Source organism: Sulfurimicrobium lacus (genome assembly GCF_011764585.1).
GTDB lineage: Bacteria > Pseudomonadota > Gammaproteobacteria > Burkholderiales > Sulfuricellaceae > Sulfurimicrobium > Sulfurimicrobium lacus.
The window spans coordinates 284,289-310,621 of record NZ_AP022853.1; the positions used below are offsets into that span (position 1 = coordinate 284,289).

Consider the following 26,333-nt stretch of genomic DNA (forward strand, 5'->3'; position numbering starts at 1 on the left):
GCAACCCCAATTTTGTTTAACCTTAATTCAGGAGTTTGTTCATGACTGTCAATCGCATGGTTCGTATCATTGCCGGCTTTTTCGTTCTGCTTTCGCTGTCTCTGGGCGTGCAGGCGAGCCCCGTATTTCATAATGTAAACTGGCTGTGGTTTACTGCCTTTGTCGGTTTCAACCTGTTTCAAAGCGGGTTCACCAGTTTTTGCCCGATGGACACCATTCTGAAAAAGCTGGGTTTCAAGGAATCCTGCTGAACTACTGAAAAAGAGGATAAGCACAGTGCAATTCATTCAAAACAATCTGGGGCTGGTGGCCCTGGTCGTGGTCAGCGGCCTGATGATTTTCTGGCCCATGGTGAATCGCCGCATCACGGGCATCAAGGAAGTCGGCGTCGTGGAAGCGACCCAGCTCATCAACCATCACGATGCACTGGTGCTCGACGTGCGCGAAGACCAGGAATATAGCCAGGGCAGGGTTCCCCACTCCAAGCATATTCCCCTGCGCCAGTTGATCGACCGCCTGCACGAGCTGGAAAAGTACAAGAACAAGCCGATCATCGCGATCTGCCGCAGCGGCGCACGTTCCGGACATAGCTGCAGCGTGTTGCGCAAGAACGGTTTCGAGCAGGTTTATAATCTGAACGGCGGCATGACGTCCTGGCAGCAGGCCAACATGCCGGTCGAGCACAAGTGAGCGATAGAGGACTTAAATGGCAAACGTAACGATGTACTGCACCGGTGTGTGCCCTTACTGCACCATGGCGGAAAAGCTGCTGAACAAGAAAGGTGTGACGGAAATCAACAAGATCCGCATCGACGTCGAGGCGGGTCGCAAGGAAGAAATGATGGAGAGAACCGGCCGTCGCACCGTGCCGCAAATCTACATCGACGATTTCCATGTCGGCGGTTTCGACGATCTTTCCGCGCTGGACATGGAAGGCAAGCTGGAACCCCTGCTGACGAAATAAATGGAGTAACGGCCGTGAATATCGTTTGTCCCGATTGCCAGGCGATCAATCGCGTTCCCGATGAGCGTCTGGGCCAGAACCCGAAATGCGGCAAGTGCGGCGCAGCGTTGCTTGGCGGTGCGCCGCTGGAACTGGGTGCGGCGAATTTTTCCCGCTTCATCGGCAAGAACGAGATCCCCGTGGTGGTCGATTTCTGGGCGCCCTGGTGCGGGCCCTGCAAGATGATGGCGCCGGTGTTCGCGCAGGTCGCCGCTGAGCTCGGGACACGCTTCCGTTTCGTCAAGGTGAATACCGAAGCGGAACAGGCATTGGCGCAACAGTTCGCCATCCGCAGCATTCCCACCCTGGCGCTGTTCCGCAACGGCGCCGAAGTGGACCGCGTTGCCGGAGCCATGGATGCCGGCAATCTGAGGAACTGGTTGCAGCGACACTAATTCTCGCCGCTTCGCGTTACAATCCCCCTTTTTTAGAGATTTTTCCCATGAGCGAAGAACAAAAACAGCCCGTTTTCGGTATCGAGAAGGTGTACGTCAAAGGCATATCTCTTGAGCTTCCTAACGCCCCGCAGATTTTCCTTGAGCAAGGCACGCCCGTGATTAACGTGGAAGTGCATACCGCTGCCGCGCAGCTCGACGCGGGGGTCTTCGAGGCCGTCCTGACGGTCACGGTGACTTCCAAGCTGGAAAACGACAAGACGGTATTCCTGGTGGAAGCTGCTCAGGCCGGTATTTTCCGCATCAGCGATGTGCCGCAGGAAGACATCGAGCCATTGCTCGGTATCGCCTGCCCCAACATCCTTTACCCCTATGTGCGCGAAGTGATTTCGGACATGGTGGTACGTGCAGGCTTACCGCCGGTGGTGCTCCAGCCGATGAATTTCGAAAACGCTTACCAGCAGCAGAAACAGATGCAGGCCGCACAACAACCTGCGACAACGCACTGAACGAGGCGCGGGGAGTGAGCGCCTGGCGTGCCATCCTGTTGCTAGCTGCGCTTTTCCCCCTGGCTTCATGGGCGCTGGAGTACCGCTCCATCGCGGCCGACCGCACGGTGATGTACGACGCCCCTTCGCTGCACGGCAAGAAGCTCTATCTGGCCAGCCGTTTTTATCCCGTCGAGGTGATTGTGGACCTTGAGTCTTTCGCCAAGGTGCGCGACGTTGCCGGCGATCTGGCCTGGGTGGAGAAGAAAAATCTTTCCGCCAAGCATACGGTGCTGGTCAACGTACCTCTCGCCGATGTGCGCAAGACCCCGGACGCCAATGCAGCGCTGGCGTTCCAGGCAGAACGCAGCGTGGTGCTGGAAGTGATCGAGAATGCCGCTGGCGGCTGGATCAAGGTGCGCCATGCGGACGGTGCGGTGGGATACGTGCGCGTATCCCAGGTGTGGGGCTCATGAAGCTTGCCGTGCTCGGTGCCGGAGCCTGGGGGACGGCATTGGCGGCCAGCCTGAGCGCACATCACGATGTCACCCTGTGGGCGCGCAATGCTTCTCAGGCAGCCGAGATGGATTCGCAGCGCTGCAATTCACGCTATTTGCCCGATATTACCCTTTCCGCTGAGCTGCATTTCTCGTCCGACCTTGCGCAGACTCTGCATGGCGCGGAGCTGATGCTGGCGGTCGTGCCCAGTGGCGCATTGCGGCCGCTGTTGCGCGAAGTGGCGAGGCTTGCGCCGGGCGTGCCGGTGATCTGGGCATGCAAGGGCTTCGAGGTCGGCAGCCGCAAACTGCCCCACGAGGTCGCGAGCGAGGAATTGCTGGAGCAAACTCCGTGCGGCGCGCTTTCCGGTCCCAGCTTCGCGCGCGAGGTGGCGCTCGGTTTGCCCACTGCCCTGACTCTGGCTTCCCTGAATGAAGCGTTTGCGCGCCAAAGCGCCTTGGCGCTGCACAGCAACCGCTTGCGAGTCTATGCCAGCAGCGATGTCATGGGCGTGGAGCTGGGTGGGGCGGTGAAGAACGTTCTTGCCATTGCCGCCGGCATCTCCGACGGCATGGGGTTCGGTCACAATGCCCGTGCCGCCCTGATCACGCGCGGCCTGGCGGAAATCACCAGGCTGGGACTGGCCCTTGGCGGGCGTCAGGAGACCTTCATGGGCCTGACCGGCATGGGGGACCTGATCCTGACCTGTACCGGTGACCTGTCACGCAATCGCCAGGTGGGCCTCAAACTGGCGCAGGGCAAGTCGCTGGAAGCCATTCTGCGCGATCTTGGCCATGTGGCGGAGGGCGTCAACACGGCGCGCGAGGTGCTCGAGCTGGCCCGCCAGTTCCAGGTCGACATGCCGATCACGCAAGCGGTTTACCAGGTTCTGTTCGAGAGCGTTGCGCCCAAGGCTGCGGTGGAAGACCTGCTGAGCCGCGAACCCGGATCTGAAGCTATCAGCCGTTAGCCGTCAGCTGATAGCTATTCCGCAATACAGACCCGGTTGCGCCCTGCCTGCTTTGCCGCATAGAGCGCTTGGTCCGCCGCCCGCAGCACGGCTTCGGAACTGGTGCCGTGTTGCGGCATGGAAGCGATGCCCGCAGATATGGTTATCGCCGGCAAAACCTTGTCTCCCCATGCAATGTTGAGATTCTGCAAGCGCGCAGCGATTTCCACCATGCGCTTTGCCGCTTCCCCTGCCTCGGAAGCGGGCATGACGATCAAAATTTCCTCGCCGCCATAGCGGTAGGCAATATCGCTCTGGCGCAGACTGGCGCGAATGCAGAGTGAAACTTCCGTCAGTACGCGGTCGCCAGCCTCGTGTCCGTGGGTGTCGTTGAATTTCTTGAAGTGGTCGATATCCAGCATCGCCGCGGCGAAGGGCTTCTTCTCGCGCGACGCGCGCAGGATTTCGCGCTCCAGCGTTTCATCGAGATAGCGCCGGTTGAACAAACCGGTCAGCGCGTCATGCGTGGCCTGCTCGCGCAGCGCCTCGCGCAGGCGGATGTTGGACAGCGCCAGGGTCAACGCCTCTCCCACCGTCACGCTGAGTTGAGTCAGGCGCATTTTCCGGTCCGGACTGCATCCGGGGGCGGCATGGATGTGCAGCAATCCCAGCGCTTCGCCCCGCACGATCAGGGGAAGCCCCATGTAGCCGCTGGTCGGGCGCTCCTGGAAATGTTCGCAAGCCATATCCTTGGAAGGATCGGGAACCTCGTGACGCTGTCCGCGCCGCATGGCCCAGCAGCTGTCGATATCGAACACGTCGAGGATATGCACGTCCTTGCCCCAGCGCGCCACGGTTTCGAGAAAGCGGCCTTTGTGCGACACGATCGCCAGCGCGCCGCCCGCACCGAGTTCCATTTCCGCAGCCTTGAGGGCAAACACGCGATAGGCCTCTTCTTCCGTCAGGCAGGTCTGCAGCAATTCGTTCATCTGGTTCAGCAGCGTAAGATCCTTGGCCTGGCTCCGCAGCTCGGAGAGAGATTCTGCAAGCTGAACGTGGTACTGCTGAAGTTTGTCCTCGGCCTGCTTGTCCTCGGTAATGTCTTCCAGCATGCCGAGGTAGTGGGTGATGAAGCCATTCGAATCGGCGATCGGGGAAATGGAAGCCTTCTCCCAAAAAAGCTCGCCATTTTTCTTCCGGTTATGGAATTCGCCGACCCATTCATGGCCGCGGCTGATGGTCGTCCAGAGCTGCTGGTAGATGTCGTCCCGAGTCTCGCCGGATTTGAGGATGCGAGGTGTTTCCCCCTTTACTTCCGGCAATCTGTAACCGGTAACCTCGGTGAATTTCGGGTTGACATATTCGATCAGGCCGCCGGCGTCGGTAATGATGATCGAGACCGGGCTGAATTCCACTGCGCGGGAGAGCTTGCGCAATTCGTTTTCCGTTTGCTTGCGGATTTCTATTTCCCGCTGCAGGAGATGGTTGGCGTGCCAGAAATCCTGGGTGCGCGCAGCAAGGCTGTCATAGATCTCGTTCATGGCCTTGAGCAGGATTTCGTTTGAGTCGGCCATATAGGCGACAGCCTGGTTTCTGGCTTCCGCCGGCGGCATGCCTGATTCGAGGGCGAGGATTTCCTTCGCCATGCGCATGTCGGTGCCGAGGATATGCGAAATCAGCCACCTGGTAAGGAAAGTGAGCGCCTTCCCGGTCACTTCGCCGGGGTTGTCATTTGCGGCTACCCTGGCGTCGAGCGCTTGCTGAACAAAGAGTACGTGGGATTTTACGTGCGAGGCTTCGAACTCGGCGTCGATCTGATAACGCTGCATCAGATCTTCTTCGGTTTTGAAATGATAGATGGCGTAGTCGGCCAGCTCGTCGAATACCTTGAGCAATTCGCCTGAATCCTCTTGCTCCGCCTGCATCCGGGCGAGGGAATTGATGAGGCCCACCAGTTTCTTGTGCTGCTGATCCACCTCCGGGATGCCGGTTTCGTATTTGGCGCCCCAGGCAAAAATTTCAGATTTTGAAGTGGTGGTCATGGATTTTTGTGCCTATGAGGGGTGCACTTAAAATAACGGCACCTTGCTATTGAATTTTACCGCACTGTTTTACTGCAAGGCTAATTACCTCCAGCGAAACCTGCTTGCCGCCAGGCTTCAAAAATCACCACCGCCGCGGCGTTGGATAGATTCAGGCTGCGGCTGCTGGGCTGCATGGGGAGGCGAATGCGACTCTCGGCAGGGAACGTTGCCAGCAATTCGGCCGGCAGGCCGCGGCTTTCCGGCCCGAACACGAACACATCCCCCTCTGTGAATGCCACGTCGGTGTAGCGCCTGGAACCCTTGGTGGTGGCGGCAAACAAGCGGCGTCCGGCGAAATGTGCCAGGCACGCCTGCCAGTTCGGGTGAACCTTGAGCGTGGCATATTCGTGGTAATCCAGGCCCGCGCGCTGCAACTGTTTGTCCTCCAGGGTGAAACCGAGCGGCTCCACCAGATGCAGCGCCGTGCCGGTATTGGCGCAAAGGCGGATGATATTGCCGGTATTGGGCGGAATTTCAGGCTCGAAAAGCACGATTTCAAACAATTTCTTGTATCCAGATGGGAAAAGCGTTAATTTAACACTATCAATGAGATGTGTTTTACTTATGACAAACAACATGAGCAAGCAGGGCGACGATGGCCAAACCTGAAAAAATCCGGTTGGGCGAGGTACTGATCCAGCAGAATCTGCTCACCGAAGACCAGCTGAAACAGGCACTGGCCGAGCAGAAAAGCAGCGGACGCAAGCTGGGCCGCATCTTCATCGAAAATGGCTTCGTCACCGAGGAAGGGATCGCCGAGGCTATCGCACGCCAGCTGCAGATCCCTTTCATCAATCTCAAGTTTTACAATACCAACGCCGACCTGGTCAACAAGCTGCCGGAAACCCAGGCGCGCCGCTTCCGCGCGCTGGTGCTGGAAGACCGGGGTGAAACGCTGCTGGTCGGCATGGCCGACCCCTCCGACCTGTTTGCCTACGACGAGCTGGCCCGCGCGCTCAAACGCGACATCGACCTGGCCGCGGTGGCGGAAAGCCAGTTGCTGCAAACCATCGATCGCGTCTATCGCCGCACCGACCAGATCAGCGGCCTGGCCCAGGCGCTGGAACAGGAACTGGGCGACACAGTGGTGGATTTCGGCGGCGTCGGGGTCACCACCAACCTGGAAGAAGCACCAGTCGTCAAGTTGCTGCAGACCATGTTCGAGGATGCCACCCAGGTGCGGGCCTCCGACGTACATATCGAGCCGCAGGAAACCAAGCTGCAAATCCGCTTCCGTATCGACGGCGTACTCCACCTGCAAACGGAGGCCGACAACAAGATCGCCGCGGCGCTGGTGCTGCGCCTCAAGCTCATGTCCGGCCTCGATATTTCGGAAAAGCGCGTGCCGCAGGACGGTCGTTTCAACGTCAAGATTCGCGGCCAGGCGGTGGATGTGCGTATTTCCAGCATGCCGACCCAGTACGGCGAGTCGGTGGTGATGCGTCTGCTTAACCAGAGCGGCGGGATTCCTACCCTCGACAAGCTGGGTATGCCGCCGGACATGCTGGAAAAATTCCGCAAGATCCTGCGCCGCCCCAACGGCATGGTGCTGGTTACCGGCCCGACCGGCAGCGGCAAGACCACCACGCTGTATTCGGCACTCGCCGAACTGAACTCGATCGAATCCAAGATCATCACCGTGGAAGACCCGGTGGAATACCGCTTGCCCGGCATCAACCAGGTGCAGGTGAACGAGAAAATCGATCTTTCCTTCGCCCGCGTGCTGCGCTCCACCTTGCGCCAGGACCCGGACATTATCCTGGTGGGCGAAATCCGCGACCAGGAAACCGCGCAAATCGGCCTGCGTGCCGCCATGACCGGCCACATGGTGCTGTCCACCCTGCATACCAACGATGCCATCAGCACCCCGATCCGCCTGATCGACATGGGCGTGCCGCGTTTCATGGTGGCGACCTCGCTGCAAGTCGTGCTGGCCCAGCGCCTGGTGCGACTGGTATGCGAAAGTTGCTCCGAAACCTATGCGCTCAAGCCATTCGAACATGAATGGCTGCGCCTCGAGTTGAAAGATCAGGTCGACCAGCACCATTACGTGCATGGTCGCGGCTGTACCAACTGCAACGGCACCGGCTACCAGGGTCGCATGGGTATCTATGAAATGCTGGAAATGGATTTCGACATGGTTGAAGCCGCCAACCACCACGACCCGGCCCATTTCATGAAAATGGCGCGCCAGCAGATGGCGGGCAAAACCCTGCGTACCCAGGCGGTGGGAGAGGTGCTAAAGGGACGGACCACGGTTGGTGAAGCGATGCGCATCAGCAATCAGTTTGATGAGTAGGGATCAGCTATCAGCTTTCAGCGGTCAGCTTTGGGTGGAAGCTGCGTGAGGGACTTTCGTGATCTTGCGGTTTGGGCTAAAGCGCATCAGTTGACGCTGGCGGTGTATCGGGAAACGAGCAATTTCCCTGTTGCCGAGTTATATGGTTTGACCAGCCAGATGCGGCGTGCGGTTGCTTCTGTTCCGGCGAATATTGCCGAGGGTTGCGGAAGAAATGGAGGCGCCGATTTTGCGCGATTTCTCCAAATTGCTTTGGGTTCAGCAAGTGAACTCGAATACCATTTATTGCTGGCACGTGACCTGGGATACTTGAATTCTGTATTTCACGAAACCATGCAGATTGATACTGTGGAAGTGAAGAAAATGCTTACGTCCTTGATTCAAAAGCTGAGAACTGACCGCTGATGGCTGAAAGCTAAATATGCCTTTTTTTGCCTATAAAGCCCGCAATGCCCGCGGCGATCTGATCGAGGGCATCCAGGAGGGGGCCGACAGCGCGGCGGTGGCGGACATGCTGTTCAATAACGGCGTGACGCCGGTCGAAATCGCCGTTTCTGCGAAAGGTCCGGGCACGCAGGGTGAAAGCCTGCTGGAGCGCATGCAGCGGCAGAGAATCACCTCCGTAGACGTGATGTTGTTTTCGCGCCAGATGTATACCCTGCTTAAGGCGGGTGTGCCGATCATGCGCGCCCTGGGCGGGTTACAGGAATCCACCCACAATAATTCCATGAAAAAAGTATTGCAGGATACCCGCGAGAGCCTGGACAGCGGGCGCGAATTATCCGCCGCCCTGCGCCGCCATCCGGAAGTGTTCAGTTCCTTCTACGTCAGCATGCTGCGCGTGGGCGAGGCCACCGGTATGCTGGAGGAAATCTTCCTGCGGCTTTTTTACTACCTGGAATTCGAAAAAAGCACCCGCGACCAGATCAAGGCGGCGATGCGGTATCCCACCTTCGTCGTCATTGCGATGACGGTGGCGATCATGGTTATCAACCTGTTCGTGATTCCGGCCTTTGCCAAGGTCTACAAAGGGTTCAATGCGGAACTGCCGCTAATGACCCGGATTTTGATCGGCGCATCGGACTTTACCGTCCACTACTGGCCGCTCATGGTGGCGGTCGTGGTGGGAGCGGCGTTTGCCATTCGCGCTTATCTCCGCACGCCGGTGGGAAAATATCAATGGGACAGGATCAAGCTGCGCTTGCCGGTGGTCGGCAGCATTATCGAGAAAGCGACCCTGGCCCGCTTCGCCCGCAGCTTCGCCCTTGCCAGCCGCAGCGGGGTGCCAATCGTGCAAGGCATGGGCGTGGTGGCACAGGTGGTGGACAACGATTTTATTGCGAGAAAAGTTGATGACATGCGCGAGGGCGTGGAGCGCGGCGACAGCATCCTGCGCACGGCGGTGGCAACGGGTGTATTTACCCCGGTGGTGCTGCAGATGATCGCGGTAGGCGAGGAAACGGGCTCGATCGATGACCTGATGCAGGAAATCGCCGAAATGTACGAACGCGAAGTGGCATACGAGGTCGCCAATCTGTCCGCCAAGATCGAGCCGATCCTGATCGTCGGCCTGGGTATTCTGGTCCTGATCCTGGCGCTGGGCGTATTCCTGCCGATATGGGATCTGGGGAAAGTGGCGCTGCACAAGTGAGGCGCCGGGAAAGGGGCTTCACCCTGCTGGAATTTGGGGTGGCAGGCGTGATCCTGAGTGTGCTGGCATTTATATTGCTTGATCGTCTTGCCTACTATCAGGACTTTGCTGAGAAGACAGCAGTGGAAATGACCATCATGAATATGCGCTCGGGTTTGCGCTATAGGGTGGCGGAAATGTTGCTACATGGGCAAGAAGCCGAGCTTCCTGGTCTGGCTAGTGAGAATCCAGTCAAATGGCTGGAGAAACACCCGCCTCAATATGTGGGGGAGAGCAATGTTCTTCATTGGTCTGACTTGCCTCCTGGAAGTTGGGGTTTTGACAAAAATAGACGAGAACTCATCTATCGCGTCAAGGGGCGGCAAGACTTTGTATCGGCGAAAAGCGATGAGCAGGGCTTGCGGCTTCATGTTCGGTTGTTAAAAGGCACGCCGTCCCAAAGCGGGCAAGAGAGAGTGGTGGGGGCGGAATTGGTGCTGGTGGAAAACTACCGCTGGTTTTGAGTGCCTTAATAGGCAGCATAAAGATTAAAATTTTAGTAGCAAAGATTTTTGCCGATATATCTGATAGACAAAGGAAATAAAATGAAATACAAGCAAACAGGCTTCACCTTGATTGAGCTGATCGTAGTGATCCTGATTCTTGGCATCCTCGCTGCGACGGCCTTGCCAAGGTTTATCAATGCGCAACAGGATGCGCGCATTGCTAAAGCGCAGGGAATATATGGCGCGGTTCGCTCTGCGGCTGCGCTGGGCAAGGCACGCTGCGAGCTTGATCTGGGGCGTGGGCTGGTTGCTGCCGGAACATGCGGAAACGCTGCACCACAGGTGAATATGGACGGCACGCTGGTCAATATCGTGAACCGCTACCCGGCAGCCACAGCTGCGGGGATTATCGCTGCGGCACAGCTTGGCGCGGCAACGGATGGCCTTACGATTGTGGCCGGCAACCCAATTCTGATTGAAGTGAATGGGGCGACAACAGTGGCGACCTGTAGTGTTTCCTATACAGCTGCGACGGCTGCACTCGCTCCGGTAATTACAGTAAATACTGCAGGATGTTGATGTATAGGTTTTTTTAATTTTTTATAGTGGAGCAAGTGATGAACAAGATACAAAACGGTTTTACCCTGATTGAACTGGTGGTGGTGATCGTGATCCTCGGCATTTTGGCCGCGACGGCGTTGCCGAAATTCGTTGATTTGTCGTCAGATGCCAAAACTGCGGCTGCAGCCGGCATTGCAGGTGGCATTTCTTCCGCCGCTTCGATTAATTATGCGGCACGGAAGGCGAATCCTTTGAAGGGTGTTGCATATAAATCCGCAACTGCTTGTGCATCGGCACAAATTCAAACGATTATGCAGTCAACACTCGATACGGCCAACTATACCTACGCTGCAGTTGGCGCTCAAGATTGCTCGGCCGTCGCAAGTGACGGTACTGTCATTAGCTGTGCCGTAACTCCGACGACTAGTGGCACGGCAGCAACTGCTACTGTGATCTGTGCCCAATAAGATGCTTGGGCTCATGAGAATCAAAAAGGGTCAGAGACCAGTTTGATTCTACGATGCTGGATTGTCATGCGATAAAAGGGGTGCGAAAGCGCTCCTTTTTCGCTTTGATCAACACAGCCGGTTTGTTGTTCAGAATGAGATAAAAGTGATGCGACATTCCTGTCTGCTTGGTCAGAGTATCGGCGGTTATCTGAGCGGTGAGGCAACCAGTGACATTCGTCGCGAGTACTTGAGTGCCTAGACGGGCAAGGGGCGGAATGAGGTTTGAGACAAATCATCTGATGCGTGGGCCGTGCTCCTTGCCGAGATGCGCTGGCGGTTTGTCCTCAAGTGTTGTGGCCGAGGGGTTCACCCTGATTGAACTGGTTGTTATCCTGATCATTGTCGGGGTGCTGGCCATGGCGGCGCTCCCGCGTTTTTTTGACCGGCAGTCGTTTGATGCGCGCGGTTTCTACGATCAGGCGCTGTCTATGGCGCGCTACGGCCAGAAGGTGGCGATTGCTCAACATACGGATGTATTTTTTAATGCTGATGCGGCGAGTAATACCATTTGCCTGACTTATGTGGCCGACGCCGGCTGCACCAACCTCGGGGGAGTTGCCAATCCGGCCGACGGGAAAAAATTCAGCAAAACCGCCCCTACCGGTGTGACGCTGTCAGCATCGACTTCGTTCTCGTTTTCCGCCTTGGGTAAACCCAATCCCGATGCTGCCGTATCGTTTGGCATCGTGGGCGACGGCATGACACGCACTGTTACCGTGGAACGCGAGACCGGTTATGTCCACTAGAGCGTTTCAGGTTGGCATCTCCCTGATCGAGCTGGTGATATTTATCGTCATCGTCTCGGTCGGGGTGGCGGGCATCCTGTCCGTGATGAACGTGACTGTATTGCATAGCGCCGATCCAATCATCCAGAAGCAGGCGGTGTCCATCGCCGAATCGCTGCTGGAGGAAATCGAGTTGCAGCCGATCACCTGGTGCGACCCCAACGACGACAATGCGACTACCGCCACCAGCGCTGCCGGCTGCGCCGCCATGCCAGAGGGGATGGGTCCGGAGGCGGCTTTCGGCGTCAATCAGCTCCATGCCGAGAGCCGTTATCAGGATATCAACGGTGGCGATTCGCCATTCGACAATGTCAACGATTACAACGGCTTTTCCATGGTCGGCATTCGCGGCATCGACGCCAACGCCACCGTGCTGCCGGGGCTCGGCGCATACAGCGCCAACGTGGCCATCACCGCGGCTGGCGCGGCTTTCGGCCTTGCGGCTGATGATGCGCTGCGAATCGATGTGCGGGTGACCGGGCCGGGCAACACCGATATCACATTGACGGGCTACCGCTTCCGCTACGCCCCGAATGCCGCCGGATGACGAAATCTTGACGAAAATGGCGAAATTCCAGAGCGGGTTCACTCTCGTCGAAGCGGTGATGGTGATCGTGATCACCGGCATCGTTGCCTCTATGGTGGCGGTGTTCATCAAAACACCGGTGGATGCCTACTTCGATTCTGCACGTCGCGCCGGGCTGACGGACGCCGCCGACACTGCGCTGCGACGCATCGGGCGCGACGTGCGCCTCTCCCTGCCCAACAGCATGCGTCCGCACGGGGCTGGCGTGACGGCGATCGAGTTTCTGCAAACCACCGCCGGCGGCCGCTACGATGCGGATGCGGCCGATAGCGGCAACTGCTTTACCACCGGTTGTACCGGTATCACCACGTTCGGCGACCTCGTCCCTGCCACTGCAATTGCTGCCGGAGCCGACCGCCTGGTGATCTACAACCAGTACAACAACGAAGGCGGTGACTGTGCGGCAGCCACCAACCCCAGCGCTTATTGTGGTCATAACGCACCGTTCATCACGGGTGCTGCGGATGGCGGCACTCAGGACGCCGTGTCGTTTGCCGCCACCGTTTTCACCCCGCCGGGCGGCTCGCCGGGCAGGCGTTTCCAGATCGTATCCGGGCCGGTGAGCTACGTCTGCGCTGGCGCTGGCCTGGACCCCGGCGGCAACGGTACCGGCACGCTGCGGCGCTACTGGGGCTACCCGTTGGCTGCCGTGCAGGCAGTGCCGCCTGTAGGTGGAAACAACGCCTTGCTGGCACAGAATGTCAGCAGCTGCGGTTTTACTTACCAGGCCGGCACCTCGGAACGCTACGCCCTGGTGGGCATCAACCTGCAACTGACCCAGAGCAACGAAACGGTGAGCCTGTATTATGAAGTGCATGTCAACAATATCCCCTGAGGGCGCAGCAGTGCCGGTGTCCAGGCAACAGGGCTTCACCATGGTATCGGCGATTTTTCTGCTGGTTGTCCTGGCGGCGCTGGGCGCATTCATGCTGACTTTTTCCTCGGTGCAGCACACTACGGCGACGACCGACATCCAGGGTTCCCGCGCCTATCAGGCGGCGCGCGCAGGCATCGAATGGGCCGCCTTCCAGGTGCTCGATCCGGCAGGCGCTTCCGTGGTGGCCCCCACAAACCCGGCCTGGCCGAACTTCCCGGCCTGCCCGGCGGGGCCATTCCCGGTGGCAGGCTTCGCCGGCACGAATCTGGCTGGGTTCGCCGTGACAGTGGCCTGTGTGCGTTCCGACCATACCGAAGGGAGCATGAATGTGGTGGTCTATCAGCTCACTTCGACTGCTACCGGTGGTGCCGGGAGTTATGCGGTGACACGGGTAATCAATACCTCGGTCAGCAAATGCCGCAATCCCGACGCGCCGGCGCCGTATGAGTGCTGAGCATATGCGTCTGAACGGGAACATCGCTTGTTATGTGGAGAGTCGGGATGTTTGAATTTGCCAGGAATCACGGTCTGACCGGGAGGCGTATCCCTCGTTGTTTTCGCTGGCAGGTGCTGTGTTTGGCGCTGATCTGGAGCGGGCAGGCCAGCGCGGCGACGCAGACGATGAGCCCGACTACGTGCTCGAACGTAACAGGAACAGGGTCGCTGGCCTGGGGCAGCCCGGGCAATGCGCTGGCCAACGACACCAGCTACGCGACCGTGTCGCTTAATGATTCTCAGGTCAGCAATTATCTGCAGTGTACAGGCTATGGATTTACCATCCCGGCAGGCGCGACGATCAATGGCGTGACCGTCAATGTCGAGCGCATGGCTACCAATTCAGGTATTCAGGATGCGGCCATGCGGCTGGTCAGGGCCGGCACCATTCAGTCAACCGATCGCTCAACCACCACCGCGTACCCGACTACCTCGGCTTACGAGGCCCACGGTGGCGCGGCCGATTTATGGGGGGGGAGTTGGACGGTTGCCGATATTAATAACGCCAACTTTGGCGCGGCTATGGCTGCGGCAAAGCCAGGGTCCACGGGAGGGGCGCGTACCGCCAGCGTGGATCATATCGAGATAACGGTCACCTATACGCCGCCGGCCGCGCCTTTTTCCTGTACTCCGCCTCCCAATACCCCGGCCGGGCTCAGCCTGACCTGCGTGTGCGACACCTTCGGTCGCGCCAGCCTCAATCCTTCCACCATATTCGGCGCCAACTGGATCGTGTCCACCAGCGATAGCACCGGCATCCTGCCAAGCATCGTGAACTCCGGCTATCTGCGCCTGACCAACAATACCGGCAACAACGCCAAGGCGGCCACCGTGCCGGGTATTTTCCCGGCGGCCGGCAACTATATCTCGGTCGAGTTTCAGCAATATGCCTACAACGGCAGCGGGGCCGACGGGATCGCCGTGACCCTGTCAGATTATTCCGTGCCGGCCGTGCCAGGCGCTTACGGCGGTTCGCTGGGTTATGCGCAGAAAACAGGGATTGTTGGGTTTGCCGGGGGATGGATTGGCGTCGCGCTGGATGAATATGGCAACTACCAGAATCCAACCGAGGGGCGTATCGGCGGGCCGGGGTTTAGGGTGGATTCGGTGGGAATGCGCGGCTCGGGCTCGGGCATGCTCGGCTACAACTGGCTTGGCGGCACCGCCACCCTGAACCCGCAGATAGATAACAATACCTCCAGCACACCTTCGCTGGGTTATTACTATCAGGTGGTTGTCGATGCCCGCAATGAACCCGCCAGCACGGCGGTTGCCGTCAACCGCGATACCGGCGCCGGCTATGCCTCGTTGATCAGCATTCCAAACGTGTATGCCGCCGCTACGGCCCAGGGGTTCACACAGGCGCCGGTCCCGAGCAACTGGCAGATATCTTTCACCGGCTCCACCGGCGGCTCAACAAACATCCACGAGATCGGCAGCCTGCGCATCTGCGCCTCGACCATCTGGCCGCCTTCTGGCGGCACGGCCAGCGGATTCAATGCCATCGACGAGGCCTATGGCAACGCTTCTGTGTCTCCGCGCGTTCCGGTGCAGAACTACCTGAACGGCCACATTTATATGAAAGTGGTCGGGACGCCCTTCAAGCTTAACGTGGCCGCGCTTGCCAACAACCAGATACAGACGGCCTATGTGGTCTCCGGCAGCAAATCGGTGACCGTCAAGCTGGTGGACAACAGCGACGGCGCATGCGTTCTCGACAGTACCCAGCCCAACTACTGCAGTGCCGCCTGCACCAGCAAGACGGCGGTCACTGGCGGCAGTCAGACGCTCACTTTCACTTCCGCTTATCTGGGGCAGCAACAGTCGGGCGACTTTACGCTCAATACGGCTTACAAGAACCTGGCCGCCATCATCAGCGACGGAACCGTCACCGCCTGTTCGACCGATGCGTTTTCGGTGCGTCCGCTGGGCATCACGCCGGTAACTTCGGCCAACGCGACCAACGCCGGAACCAGCGGTCTCCCGATTTTCAAGGCAGGAAGCGACAGTTTTTCGCTGACCGCAACTACAACCGGCATCGCCGGCAACCCCAGCGGTTACACCGGCGTTCTGAAGGTCAATAACTCGACAATTCAGGCGATTTCCCCAGCCACAGTGGCCGGCACAGTCGCGGGTACTTTCCCGGCGGCCACCCCCGGCACGCCATCCTCCGTTGCCACGGGCAACTTCACCTACAGCGAAGTGGGCGCCTTCCTGCTGCCCGGCTACAACCCGGCCACTGATGTCACCTCGCCGCGCGGCGTTTTCGATGGCGTGGCCACGGCGAGCGAATGCGCGACACCCGTGACGCCGGCGCAGTGCGATGCCTTCCGGGCGGCCACCTGGACCGGTGTGGACAGCGTCAGCAGCAAGGGAGACTGCATTCTGGACAGCTACCGTAACACACGGGATACCAGCGGCAGCTTCAGCACCAACCCCAATTATGGAAAATTCGGTTGCAGTTTCGGTTTGACCACCACGACCGCGGGATTCGGCCGCTTCGTTCCCGATCACTTTTCGCTCATTTCCGCGCAAACCAGGCAGCGCAGCGACATTGCTTCCGCCTACGCGATGACCCGCGAAACGACGGGCACCGTTGTGGCCGGCATGTCCCAGCTGACGGTTGCGGATATGACCGATTTCGTCGTGGGGGACGCGGTCGTGGTGTTCGGTGCCGGTACCGGGGGCAAAGATCTGCTCGCCAGCGTGACGGCAGCAGCCGGCAACTTGCTGACCTTGAGTACGCCCGCCAGCATCGGCGTCACTGCTGCCCCGGTATTCAAACGCCTCGGTTTCACCTACATGGACGAGCCATTGCAACTGGTGCTTGCCCTGGAGGCGCGCAACGCTGCCGGCGGCAAGACCCAGAACTACGCCACCTCCACCGGTCTGGCGAAACTGGACAACTCCAGCCTGACAGGCACGGCCAACAATTCCTGGGGCTTGTCCGGTGTCGTCAACAACCTTTACGGGCTGGCCGGTTGCCGTGCCTTGTTCAGCGGCGTCACTACCGCCTACAGCAGCGGTTGCGCTGCACTGCCTGCCAGCGTGCCGACAGCACCCTATGCCGCGAGCGCTGCCCGCGTATCCCCGTCAAATACCGGTGCGGTGATCTGGACCGCAGGGGCGACATCCCTGGCCACGAACGTAACCCTGAAACGGGCCAGCAAACCCGATGGCGCGTTCAATTTCACCAACGGTACCTTCGCCCTCGGCATCTGGCCCAAGGACGGCGACGGCATCACGCTCCTCAGCGCCAACGATGGCAGCAGCCTGCAGGGCGCGGCGAAGAGTCTCGATGTGGATGCCGCTGCCGGGGCCGATGTAGTGGCGGTGGGCGTGGCCGACATGCGCTTCGGCCGGATGCGTTTCTCGAACGCTTACGGCTCGGAACTGCTGGATCTGTCGCTGCCGATGGAAGTGCAGTACTGGAACTGGAACTCGAACGGCGGCGCTTTTGCCAGGAATACGCTGGATTCCAGCACGTTCCTGGTCAACACCGCGGCCGCCGCGACCAATTTCAGCCTGTCCAATTACCGTCGCGGCCTGGCAGCGGGCGAAACCAGCTTGCTGCCTGCGGCAATCGTCACGTTCAGCCAGGGAGCCGCAAGCATGCGCCTTGCGCGACCCGGTGCCGGAAACAGCGGCAGCGTGAAAGTTTGCGCGGACCTCGATGCGGCAGCGGGGTCGGGCGATACCACTTGCGCGGCAGCGGGTGCCGTTGCCAACCTGCCCTACCTGCAGGGTGGCGCAGGTTTCAATGTGGATCCTTCCGCCGATGCAACTTTCGGAACGTTCAAGAGCGGGCCCGTGATTTATCTGCGCGAAGGCTATTGAAAACCAATTGACAACAATGACTTATTCGTTTAACTTCGAGCCGGTTATCTGATCGGCCCATTTATGCCATTTTTCACCAAGAAAAAACAAGAACCCGGCTGGATGGCTATTCAGTTCACGCCCGAGGGCACATGCCTGGCTCATGTGCGCCAGGTCACCGACAGCAAACCCCTGGTTACGTTTTGCGCCATTCAGCAAGGCGACTCAGCGGATGTCCATGTGCTGGATCGACTTGGAAAAGACACCCATCTCAATCGCTACCGCTGTACGTTCATGCTGAATCCCGGCGAGTATCAAATGCTGGTTGTCGAAGCGCCCAATGTTCCCGCGGCAGAGCTGAAAACAGCGGTGCGCTGGCGCATGAAGGACATGCTGGATTTTCCCGTGAGCGATGCCACGGTCGATGTGCTGGATATCCCCGCCGATAAAAATGCCCCTTCCCGCGCTCGCTCCCTGTTCGCCGTAGCTGCGCGCAATGAAATCATCCGCCACCGCATTGAGTCATTCGCTGCTGCGAAGTTGCCGGTTTCCGTGATCGATGTGCCCGAACTGGCGCAGCGCAACATCGCCGCCCTGCTGGAAGAACCGGGGCGCGGCCTGGCCCTGCTGTCGTTCGCCGAGGATGGCGGCTTGCTGACCTTTACCCGCGGCGGTGAGCTGTATTCCTCGCGCCATATCGAAATCCCGCTTTCCCAACTGATCCAGGCCGACAGCGAGCAGCGCCAGCGCTATTTCGATCGCATTACGCTGGAGTTGCAGCGTTCGATGGACAGCTTCGAGCGCCAGTTCAGTTTCATTACCATCAGCAAGCTGGTGCTCGCGCCCTTGCCGCCCGAAGTCAATCTGGAAGCGTATCTGGCGTCCAACCTGTATTTGCCGGTGTCCACCATGAACCTGGACGAGGTGTTCGACTTTTCCGCCGTTTCCGGCGTCGGGCCAGTGCAGCGGCAGCAGTGTTTCCTCGCTTTGGGTGCCGCATTGCGCACTGAGGAAGGCGCGCAATGAGCCAGCAGATCAATCTGTTCAACCCCGATTTCCGCAAGAAGCGCGAACTCTTTACCGCGCTCATGCTGCTCCAGGCGCTGGCCGTTTTGCTGGTTGTCATGGGCGGCGTATATGCCTATCAACTCCGCCAGACGCAGCAGTTGAACAAGCAGGCCAGGGATGGCGTTATCCAGCTCGAGCAGGAGCGCGTCCACCTGCTTAAAGTGGCGGCGGAATATGCGCCACGCGCCAAAAGCCAGGTACTGGAAAAGCGCGTGACCGAACTGGAGCTGCAGCTCAAGGGCGAGGAGGCGGTGCTGGAAGTGCTGCAAGGCGGCAGCCTGGGGAACACCGAGGGATATTCCGGCTATATGCGTGCCTTTGCGCGTCAGACTGTGAGCGGGCTGTGGCTGACAGGATTCAGTATCCAGGGCGCAGGAAAAGACATGGCGATTGGCGGACGCACGTTACGGCCCGAACTGGTGCCTGCCTATATCCTGCGCCTGAATCAGGAGGCGGTGACCCAGGGGCGCGTTTTCTCCGCGCTGGAGATTCAGCAGCCGAAGGAAGAGCCGGCTACCAAGGATAAGCCGGCACAGACGCCGAATTATCTTGAATTCAACCTGCATTCGAATACGGCGGAGGGTGCCAAGTGAAACAGCAATGGCAGCGCCTTGCTGCAAAACTCGATGCACGCAACCAGCGCGAGCGGGCATTGATTTTCGTCATGGTGCTGGTGGTGGTGGCGAGCCTGCTCGATACCCTGCTGCTCACGCCGATGCGGGCCAAAAAGAAAGCGGCCATGCAGGAAGTCGCAACGCAGCAGGAACAGTTGCAGACCTTGCGCAGCCAGATTCAGGCAGCCATGAGCGGGGGGAAGATCGACCCCGATGCGTCCACCCGCGTTCAACTGGCGGGGCTGGAACAGAAGCTGGCGCAGAGTCGTGGCGCTTTGCAAAGCGTGCAGCAAGGCCTGGTCCCGCCGGACAAGATGGCGCGCTTGCTGCAGGATGTGCTGACGCAAAACCACGGCTTGAAGCTGGTGTCGCTCAAGACGCTGCCGGTGAGCAATGTGGTGGAGATCGCTGAAAGCGCGCCAGCGGCAGCAACCCAGGCTTCCCAGGGCAAGGCTGTTGAACCGCCCAAGGCAAGCGGCCCAGCCATTTACAAGCATGGGGTGGAAATTTCCGTCAGCGGCAGCTATGCCGAGTTGACGCAATATCTGGATACCCTGGAAAAACTCCCCTGGCGGATGTTCTGGGGCAAAGCCGAGATGCGGGTTGAAGCCTACCCGCGCATTACCCTGACGATTACCCTCTATACGCTGAGCATGGACAAGACATGGCTAAGCGTCTGATTCAAAAGATTATCGCTGCCGCGCTGGGATGGGCGGCAATACAAGTGGCAGTGGCAGAAGGCCTGCCCGATCCCACGCGTCCGGCGCAGGAGGCCGGGTTTTCCGCGGGCGGCAACGCTGCTCCGGATGCCGGTCCCGTGCTGCAATCGGTCAAGATCGCCGCTGGTCGCAGGACGGCAGTGATCAGCGGGCAAGTGGTGGCGGAAGGCGAACGCTTCGGCACGGCGAAGGTGGTTGGCATCAGCGAAAGCGAAGTGGTTCTGCTGGGGCCGGAAGGACGGCAGACGCTCAAGCTCTTCCCCGGCGTGGAAAAGCGTGCCGCCCAGCCAAAGCAGGAGCCGCATCCCGCGCGCAGCAAGCACAAATCAAAACGACACACTGAGCAAAAGGCACCATGATGCGCAATGCATATTTAGCGGTACTTGTTATTCTTGTTCTGGCCGGATGTTCGGCAACGCCGCCAAAGCACGGTACGACTTTCGACCAGATCAGCGCCGAAATGAACAAGGCTGGCCAGGACCGGGTCAAGCCGGCACAGGCCGACGTCGTAGGGGCCGCGCTGCTGCCCCCACTCAAGGTCGAGATGCCCAAGGCCGGCGGGAAGCCGCTCGAGCAGCGCTTCGACCTGGTGGTCAGCAACGCGCCCGCCGGGCAGGTGTTCATGGGCATCGTGAACGGCACGCGCTACAGCATGCTGGTGCACCCGGACGTGATCGGCACCATCTCCGTCCACTTGAAGGATGTCACGGTATTCGAAGCGCTCGACGCGATCCGCGAAATTTACGGCTACGATTACAAGGTCGAGGGCACCCGCATCTACATCGAGCCGCTGTCCATGCAGACGCGGATTTACAAGGTCAATTACCTGATCGGGCGCCGCAGCGGTACCTCGGACACGCGAGTGTATTCCGGTTCCGTCAGTAGCGCGCCAGCGCCCAGCACCAGTACCGGGACGACTTCGACAACCAGCGGCGGCACATCATCGCCGCAGGATGGCAGTTCGATCTATACCACCACGCGCAACGATTTCTGGGCGGACCTGGAGGACTCGGTGCGCACGGTTGTCGGCTGCAAAATGCCCACGCGTTCGATGGGCGGCGGGGCTTCTCCAGCCGGAATGACGGGTGGCGCGGCTGCCCAGCGAAATGTGGAAACTGTCTCCGGCCGCGGTGTCGAGGGTTGCGACGGCGGGCGCAGCGTGGTCGTGAGCCCGCAGTCCGGCATGGTGGTGGTGCGCGCCGAACCGGCGCAACTGCGCGACGTGTCGGCATTCCTCAGCGCTTCGCAGATTTCGGTGGAGCGCCAGGTGATCCTGGAAGCCAAGATTATCGAGGTGACGTTGAGCGACGGCTACCAGGCCGGCGTTAACTGGGGCGCCTTCCGCACCGGCTCGAATACGCGTCTCAGCACAGGTAGCGCGAATCCCGGAACGGTCTTGCAGACCAATGGTTCTCTCGCTACCGGCGCGTCCGCGATTGATACGGTTGCGGGGACCTTTACGAACCCATCGTTGAGCGCATTGCCCGGCACCAATCTCGTGACCAACCCGACTAATGTCGCGGGTTTGTTCGGCCTTGCGTTCCAGACCAGCAATTTTGCCGCGTTGATCCAGTTCCTCGAAACCCAGGGTAATGTGCAGGTGCTTTCCAGTCCGCGTATCGCTACCTTGAACAACCAGAAGGCGGTGTTGAAAGTCGGTGTGGACGAGTTTTTCGTGACAAACGTGACTACCACGACCACCACCGGAACTGCCACCACCAGCACTCCTTCGGTGACCTTGCAGCCCTTCTTTTCCGGCATCGCCCTGGACGTGACGCCACAGATCGATGAAAACAACAACATCACTTTGCATATCCACCCCACTGTGAGCAAGGTGACTACCGTCAACAAGACCGTGGATCTCGGCACGGCCGGCTCCATGAATTTGCCGCTGGCCTCCAGCAACGTATCGGAAACCGACAGCATCGTGCGCGCCCAGGACGGCCAGATCGTGGCGATCGGCGGCCTGATGAAGCAAACCATGAACGAGGATCGCTCCCAGGTGCCGGGTGCGGGTGACGCGCCCTTCCTCGGTGCACTGTTCCGCCACACGAATCAAAGTTCGGTCAAAACCGAACTGGTGATCCTGCTCAAGCCCACCGTGATTCAGGACGACAACAGCTGGCAACGCGATATCCTGGAAAGCCAGCGCCGCATCCAGAAGATGAATCGCGGTTTCTCCTACGGTGGCAAGGCTGAAGTCTTTGGGGTCGGAGCAGAAAAGCAGTGATAGTGGCGCTCGTTAACGAGCATTAACATGTATCAGGAATTCTTCGGCCTGCACGAACTTCCCTTCGGTATCACCCCCGATACCAGTTTTTTCTTCGCCTTCAGCAGTTACCAGGAAGCGCTCAATACCCTCCTGGTAGCGGCGCGCACCGGTGAAGGCTTCATCAAGATTACCGGCGAAGTGGGTACCGGAAAGACGCTGCTGTGCCGCAAGTTCATGGCCAGCCTCGGCGGCGATTTCGTGACCGCCTATATCCCCAATCCCTATCTCGAACCGCGTACGCTGCTGCTGGCCGTGGCAGAGGACCTGCGCATCCATTTGGCACCCGGAATTGACCAGCATCATTTACTCAAGGCGCTGACTTTGGGGCTGCTCAATTTTGCGCGCGATGGGAAGCGCGTGCTGCTGTGCCTCGACGAGGTCCAGGCCATGCCGCTGGAGACCATGGAGGCATTGCGGCTGCTCACCAACCTGGAAACGGAAAAGCGCAAATTGCTGCAGATCGTGCTGTTCGGCCAACCGGAACTGGACGACAAGCTGGATCAGGAGTCGGTCCGCCAGCTCAAGCAACGTATCACTTTTCATTATCGGCTCGGTGCCTTGAGGCGCGACGAACTTGACAGTTACGTCGCGCACCGGCTTGCCATGGCGGGCAATCGCGGAGCGCAACTGTTCAGCCGGGCCGCCTTGAGTCAGCTGCACCGCGCCAGCGGCGGCGTGCCACGGCTGGTGAACATTCTCGCCCACAAGGCGCTGTTGCTGACTTATGGCGAAGGCAGGGGGCAGGCCGAGAAAAAGCATGTGCGTGCGGCCATAGCGGACACGCCGGCCGCGAAGCAAACCCGTTGGTGGTGGTAAGGAAAAAGCGATGAGCGTAATCAATCAAATGCTGCAGGAACTGGAGCAGCGTCGTGCCGACGCCGGCACGTCGGCAGCGCAGGTGCGCGCGGTGGCGGGGCAGCGGCGGCATAACACGGTGCGATGGATTGCGCTGGCAACAGGTGTGGTTGTCATCGCCGTGCTTGGCTATTGGATGCTCGGCCGACAGGAGGTGAAAATGCCTGTGCCACCTCCGGCGCCGGTTACTGCGCGTCCTTCAGCGCCGCCGTCCTTGCCGCCGCATGAACAAATGCCGCAGGTACTGCAACTGGCGGGAGAGCTTGGCCACTTGCCGGCGGTGAGCGACGCGCCGGCTAGTCGTCCTGTACCGGCGCCTCGCCCTCCAGTCGAGGGAAAGGCTCTCGTCGCCGCAGTTGCGGAGAATCCACCCAGGACGACAGCTGACTTACCGAAACCGGCGAAGGTGGCGGACCCCGTGCAGCCGGTAGAAATCAGCAAGGAAATCAAGCAGATCAGCCCCCAGCAGCGCGCCGAGAACGCTTACCGCACGGCCTACGCCAGCCTGCAGCAGGGACGCATGGGCGAAGCGGAAGATAGTCTGCGGCAGGCCCTGCAGTTCGATCCGCGTCATGCTGCGGCAAGGCAGGCGCTGGCGGCGCTGCTGGTGGAGGCTAAGCAGCTTGGCCGTGCGGAGCAGTTGCTGCAGCAAGGGCTGGAACTCCAGCCCGGCCATTCAGGGTATGCCATGACCCTGGCCAGATTGCAGGTGGAGCGCGGCGATGTCCCCGCGGCGCTGGCGACCTTGCAGCGCAATCCGCCAAGCGGCGAAAATGCCGAGTACCATGGCTTCATGGCGGCGCTGCTGCAGCGGGTCGAGCGCCACAAGGAGGCCATCGAGCAATACCAGGCCGCGCTGCGCTCGAACCCGGGCGCGGGGCCGTGGCTATTGGGGCTGGGCATCTCGCTCCAGGCTGACAATCAGCCAGCCAAGGCGGCCGACGCGTTTCGCCGCGCCAAATCCAGCGCTTCGCTGAGTCCGGAACTGCAGGCTTTCGCCGAGCAACGCTTGAGGCAGGTGCAGTAGAGCAGTCAGCCATCAGCTATCAGCTTTCAGCTAAACCGGTTCTGCTCTTGCTGATAGCTGATAGCTGATAGCTATTTCCCCACCGTCCTTGCCACTACCCACGCACTGATTTCCCTCGCCCCTTGTCGGCGCAGCGTCAGCGCCAGTTCACGCAGACTGGCGCCGGTGGTCATGACATCATCCAGGATCGCCACATGCTTGCCCTGCAAATCCAGCGAACAGGTAAATGCGCCGCGCAGATTGCCCGCGCGCTTCTTTAACGGCAAACCGACTTGTGGGACGGTGGCGCGAATGCGTTCGGCGCCATGCGTCAGGAGCGGGATATCCAGACGTCGTGCCACGATTTTCGCCAGTTCCAGCGCCTGGTTGAAGCCGCGCTCCCTGAGCCGCAACGGGTGCAGCGGCATGGCGATCAGGACATCGGGGCGCGGGGCGGCAGATACCTGCTGTGCCAGCGCCGTCGCGAGCGGCACGAGGACGGCGAGCTGGTGCCCGTACTTGAGCGCCTGAATCAGGGTGTCGAGCGGAAAGTCGTAAGTGAACGCTGCCAGGGTCCGCTCGAATGCCGGAGTCTGCTGCAGGCAATGGCCGCAAAGCGTTCCCCCTGTGGTGGGTAGGGCGCAACGCGGACATTGCGGGGTCCGGTGCCAGGGCAGGTCGGCGTGGCACGCCGGACAAAGCGCCTCCCGGCCACTCGGTGCTCCGCATAGCAGGCAGTCGTGAGGCAGGATGATGTGATTAAAATATGCGCAGCCGTTTAAAATCGTGCTGCTATAATTTGACAACTTCAGCGCAATCCTTAATGATTGCGCTCGATTTTATCACTGGCGCAGCCCTTGAAACATGGAACAGAAAAAACACCTCAGCGCCAATAGCCAGCGCTTCTCCGCTCGGATTTTCAACATCGCCAGCATGGTGGCAAGCGCCATCCCGCCGCTGCTGATGATCTGGATCGCGGCGTCGATTTTCGTCTACGCATCGGTGGCCCATCATCCGAATCCTCGGGTAGTGCATTACAACCGCATCGCGGGCTATCGTTTTTATGGCGTGGCGGGCTCCATGGTCGTTTTTGGACAGCCGATCTACGGCCTGTTCGGCAACTGGCATGGGCTGGTTGCAGTGTGGGGAATTATTGCACTGGTGGTTATTCCTTTGGGACTCCGCGACTTGGTCAGGGTGCAGCGGGAAGATTGGCAGGACATGGATATCAGCGAGGCGAAAACACATGAATAACGCAACAGCCCTTAAGCAGGTTACCAATTCACCCTGGACGGTGGCGCAGATCGAGACGCTTTTCGCCATGCCCTTCAGCGACCTGATTTTCAAGGCGCAGACGGTGCATCGCGAGCATTTCGACCCCAACGAGGTGCAGGTCAGCACGTTGCTGTCGATCAAGACCGGCGGCTGTTCCGAAGATTGCGGCTACTGCTCGCAGTCCGCGCACCACGACACGCCGGTGGAACGCGAACCGCTGCTGAAGCTCGACGAGGTCGTTTCCGCCGCCGCCAAGGCCAAGGAAAGTGGCGCCACCCGTTTCTGCATGGGCGCCGCCTGGCGCGGCCCGCAGCAGAAGGACCTGGTGTCGGTGCTGGAAATGGTGCGCGCGGTCAAGGCGATGGGGCTGGAAACCTGCGTCACCCTCGGCATGCTCAAGGAAGAGCAGGCGGCCCAGCTCAAGGACGCCGGACTCGACTACTACAACCACAATCTGGACACCGCCCCCGAGTTCTACGGCCAGGTGATCACCACACACACGCACCAGGACCGTCTCGACACCCTGGGCCGGGTGCGCAAGGCCGGCATCAAGGTGTGCAGCGGCGGCATCGTCGGCATGGGCGAATCGCGCACCCAGCGCGCGGCGCTCATCGCCCAGCTGGCCAATCTCGACCCGGTCCCCGAGTCGGTGCCAATCAACATGCTGGTGCAGGTCGAAGGCACGCCGCTGAAGAACGCGGAGACACTTGATCCGCTGGAGTTCGTGCGCACCGTCGCGGTGGCGCGCATCACCATGCCCTCCAGCCTGGTGCGGCTTTCCGCGGGGCGAGGCGAGATGGCGGAAAGCCTGCAGGCGCTGTGCTTCCTGGCCGGCGCGAACTCCATTTTCTACGGCGAGAAGCTGCTCACCACCGGCAACCCCGATACCGACGCAGACCAGGCCCTGTTCGACAAGCTCGGCATTCGTGCCATGGCGGCGTGAGCGGATCGTTACTCACCCATTAAGGACGCGAAGGTGCGCGAAGTAGTGAATTTGCTTCCCTTGCGTACCTTCGCGTCCTTTGCGGTGAAAGACTCTTCCC

General features: G+C 59.7%; 30 protein-coding genes. 27 read left to right on the top strand and 3 right to left on the bottom strand.

Annotated elements, in window-relative coordinates:
• Window positions 1-41 precede the first annotated feature (41 nt).
• From SKTS_RS01365 to SKTS_RS01395, 7 genes are read left to right on the top strand one after another with little or no spacing between them, the layout of a single operon-like run.
• Window positions 42-251, top strand: coding sequence for a YgaP family membrane protein (locus SKTS_RS01365; RefSeq protein WP_173059253.1), 210 nt, complete (start codon window positions 42-44; stop codon window positions 249-251).
• 25 nt (window positions 252-276) lie between these two features.
• A complete protein-coding gene (locus SKTS_RS01370) occupies window positions 277-690 on the top strand; it encodes a rhodanese-like domain-containing protein (protein ID WP_244617409.1) in 414 nt (137 codons plus the stop codon).
• A gap of 16 nt (window positions 691-706) precedes the next feature.
• Window positions 707-964, top strand: coding sequence for a glutaredoxin 3 (gene grxC, locus SKTS_RS01375; RefSeq protein ID WP_173059255.1), 258 nt, complete (start codon window positions 707-709; stop codon window positions 962-964).
• Window positions 965-978: 14 nt separating this feature from the next.
• Complete coding sequence (gene trxC / locus SKTS_RS01380; protein WP_173059258.1) at window positions 979-1,398, top strand: thioredoxin TrxC; 420 nt, start codon at window positions 979-981, stop codon at window positions 1,396-1,398.
• A gap of 47 nt (window positions 1,399-1,445) precedes the next feature.
• Complete coding sequence (gene secB, locus SKTS_RS01385; RefSeq protein WP_173059261.1) at window positions 1,446-1,907, top strand: protein-export chaperone SecB; 462 nt, start codon at window positions 1,446-1,448, stop codon at window positions 1,905-1,907.
• A gap of 14 nt (window positions 1,908-1,921) precedes the next feature.
• Window positions 1,922-2,362, top strand: a complete 441-nt coding sequence (locus SKTS_RS01390; RefSeq protein WP_244617410.1) for an SH3 domain-containing protein — start codon at window positions 1,922-1,924, stop codon at window positions 2,360-2,362.
• The gene (locus SKTS_RS01395; protein WP_173059264.1) at window positions 2,359-3,354 is read left to right on the top strand and encodes an NAD(P)H-dependent glycerol-3-phosphate dehydrogenase; all 996 of its coding nucleotides are present in this window, start codon (window positions 2,359-2,361) and stop codon (window positions 3,352-3,354) included. Before SKTS_RS01390 ends, SKTS_RS01395 begins: the two co-directional genes overlap by 4 nt.
• A 14-nt stretch (window positions 3,355-3,368) precedes the next feature.
• On the opposite strand, the gene SKTS_RS01400 is transcribed toward SKTS_RS01395, so the two are convergent.
• A complete protein-coding gene (locus tag SKTS_RS01400) occupies window positions 3,369-5,375 on the bottom strand; it encodes a bacteriohemerythrin (protein ID WP_173059267.1) in 2,007 nt (668 codons plus the stop codon).
• A gap of 80 nt (window positions 5,376-5,455) precedes the next feature.
• Complete coding sequence (gene trmL, locus SKTS_RS01405; RefSeq protein WP_173059270.1) at window positions 5,456-5,920, bottom strand: tRNA (uridine(34)/cytosine(34)/5-carboxymethylaminomethyluridine(34)-2'-O)-methyltransferase TrmL; 465 nt, start codon at window positions 5,918-5,920, stop codon at window positions 5,456-5,458.
• 92 nt (window positions 5,921-6,012) lie between these two features.
• On the opposite strand from trmL, the gene SKTS_RS01410 reads away from it, so the two are divergent.
• The 18 genes from SKTS_RS01410 to SKTS_RS01495 all read left to right on the top strand — a co-directional run bounded on the left by SKTS_RS01410 (window position 6,013) and on the right by SKTS_RS01495 (window position 24,036).
• Window positions 6,013-7,716 carry a GspE/PulE family protein gene (locus tag SKTS_RS01410; protein WP_173059273.1) on the top strand — a complete coding sequence of 568 codons (1,704 nt, stop codon included), beginning with the start codon at window positions 6,013-6,015 and terminating at the stop codon, window positions 7,714-7,716.
• A 45-nt stretch (window positions 7,717-7,761) separates the two neighbouring features.
• Window positions 7,762-8,121, top strand: coding sequence for a four helix bundle protein (locus SKTS_RS01415; RefSeq protein WP_173059276.1), 360 nt, complete (start codon window positions 7,762-7,764; stop codon window positions 8,119-8,121).
• A gap of 16 nt (window positions 8,122-8,137) precedes the next feature.
• Entirely contained in the window at window positions 8,138-9,367 is a 1,230-nt protein-coding gene (locus tag SKTS_RS01420; protein WP_173059279.1) for a type II secretion system F family protein, read from the top strand.
• A 38-nt stretch (window positions 9,368-9,405) separates the two neighbouring features.
• A complete protein-coding gene (locus SKTS_RS01425; protein ID WP_173059282.1) occupies window positions 9,406-9,870 on the top strand; it encodes a hypothetical protein in 465 nt (154 codons plus the stop codon).
• 81 nt (window positions 9,871-9,951) lie between these two features.
• A complete protein-coding gene (locus SKTS_RS19080) occupies window positions 9,952-10,431 on the top strand; it encodes a prepilin-type N-terminal cleavage/methylation domain-containing protein (RefSeq protein ID WP_173059285.1) in 480 nt (159 codons plus the stop codon).
• A 38-nt stretch (window positions 10,432-10,469) separates the two neighbouring features.
• Window positions 10,470-10,880, top strand: coding sequence for a type II secretion system protein (locus tag SKTS_RS19085; RefSeq protein WP_173059288.1), 411 nt, complete (start codon window positions 10,470-10,472; stop codon window positions 10,878-10,880).
• A 335-nt stretch (window positions 10,881-11,215) separates the two neighbouring features.
• Window positions 11,216-11,668, top strand: a complete 453-nt coding sequence (locus SKTS_RS19090) for a pilus assembly FimT family protein (protein WP_173059291.1) — start codon at window positions 11,216-11,218, stop codon at window positions 11,666-11,668.
• Complete coding sequence (locus SKTS_RS01445; protein ID WP_173059294.1) at window positions 11,658-12,254, top strand: type IV pilus modification PilV family protein; 597 nt, start codon at window positions 11,658-11,660, stop codon at window positions 12,252-12,254. The genes SKTS_RS19090 and SKTS_RS01445 overlap by 11 nt, the downstream gene beginning before the upstream one ends.
• A 16-nt stretch (window positions 12,255-12,270) precedes the next feature.
• Window positions 12,271-13,128 carry a type II secretion system protein gene (locus SKTS_RS01450; RefSeq protein ID WP_244617492.1) on the top strand — a complete coding sequence of 286 codons (858 nt, stop codon included), beginning with the start codon at window positions 12,271-12,273 and terminating at the stop codon, window positions 13,126-13,128.
• On the top strand, window positions 13,109-13,624 hold the full coding sequence (locus tag SKTS_RS01455) for a hypothetical protein (RefSeq protein ID WP_173059300.1): 516 nt from the start codon (window positions 13,109-13,111) through the stop codon (window positions 13,622-13,624). Before SKTS_RS01450 ends, SKTS_RS01455 begins: the two co-directional genes overlap by 20 nt.
• Before the next feature lie 47 nt (window positions 13,625-13,671).
• Window positions 13,672-17,502 carry a DUF6701 domain-containing protein gene (locus tag SKTS_RS18890; RefSeq protein WP_244617411.1) on the top strand — a complete coding sequence of 1,277 codons (3,831 nt, stop codon included), beginning with the start codon at window positions 13,672-13,674 and terminating at the stop codon, window positions 17,500-17,502.
• A gap of 63 nt (window positions 17,503-17,565) precedes the next feature.
• Entirely contained in the window at window positions 17,566-18,507 is a 942-nt protein-coding gene (locus SKTS_RS01465) for a type IV pilus biogenesis protein PilM (RefSeq protein WP_173059303.1), read from the top strand.
• Entirely contained in the window at window positions 18,504-19,142 is a 639-nt protein-coding gene (locus SKTS_RS01470; RefSeq protein ID WP_173059306.1) for a fimbrial assembly protein, read from the top strand. The genes SKTS_RS01465 and SKTS_RS01470 overlap by 4 nt, the downstream gene beginning before the upstream one ends.
• A complete protein-coding gene (locus SKTS_RS01475; RefSeq protein WP_173059309.1) occupies window positions 19,139-19,843 on the top strand; it encodes a type II secretion system protein GspM in 705 nt (234 codons plus the stop codon). Before SKTS_RS01470 ends, SKTS_RS01475 begins: the two co-directional genes overlap by 4 nt.
• Window positions 19,828-20,241, top strand: a complete 414-nt coding sequence (locus tag SKTS_RS01480; RefSeq protein WP_173059312.1) for a hypothetical protein — start codon at window positions 19,828-19,830, stop codon at window positions 20,239-20,241. The genes SKTS_RS01475 and SKTS_RS01480 overlap by 16 nt, the downstream gene beginning before the upstream one ends.
• On the top strand, window positions 20,238-22,112 hold the full coding sequence (gene mshL, locus SKTS_RS01485) for a pilus (MSHA type) biogenesis protein MshL (RefSeq protein ID WP_244617412.1): 1,875 nt from the start codon (window positions 20,238-20,240) through the stop codon (window positions 22,110-22,112). The genes SKTS_RS01480 and mshL overlap by 4 nt, the downstream gene beginning before the upstream one ends.
• Before the next feature lie 27 nt (window positions 22,113-22,139).
• Window positions 22,140-22,970 carry an ExeA family protein gene (locus SKTS_RS01490; protein ID WP_173059315.1) on the top strand — a complete coding sequence of 277 codons (831 nt, stop codon included), beginning with the start codon at window positions 22,140-22,142 and terminating at the stop codon, window positions 22,968-22,970.
• A gap of 10 nt (window positions 22,971-22,980) precedes the next feature.
• Window positions 22,981-24,036, top strand: a complete 1,056-nt coding sequence (locus SKTS_RS01495) for a tetratricopeptide repeat protein (protein ID WP_173059318.1) — start codon at window positions 22,981-22,983, stop codon at window positions 24,034-24,036.
• A 71-nt stretch (window positions 24,037-24,107) separates the two neighbouring features.
• On the opposite strand, the gene SKTS_RS01500 is transcribed toward SKTS_RS01495, so the two are convergent.
• The gene (locus SKTS_RS01500; RefSeq protein WP_244617413.1) at window positions 24,108-24,821 is read right to left on the bottom strand and encodes a ComF family protein; all 714 of its coding nucleotides are present in this window, start codon (window positions 24,819-24,821) and stop codon (window positions 24,108-24,110) included.
• Between the two features lie 58 nt (window positions 24,822-24,879).
• Between SKTS_RS01500 and SKTS_RS01505 the strand changes: the two genes are divergently transcribed.
• Both SKTS_RS01505 and bioB read left to right on the top strand, forming a co-directional pair.
• Window positions 24,880-25,269, top strand: a complete 390-nt coding sequence (locus tag SKTS_RS01505; RefSeq protein ID WP_173059321.1) for a hypothetical protein — start codon at window positions 24,880-24,882, stop codon at window positions 25,267-25,269.
• A complete protein-coding gene (gene bioB, locus SKTS_RS01510; RefSeq protein WP_173059325.1) occupies window positions 25,262-26,233 on the top strand; it encodes a biotin synthase BioB in 972 nt (323 codons plus the stop codon). Before SKTS_RS01505 ends, bioB begins: the two co-directional genes overlap by 8 nt.
• Window positions 26,234-26,333: the final 100 nt, after the last annotated feature.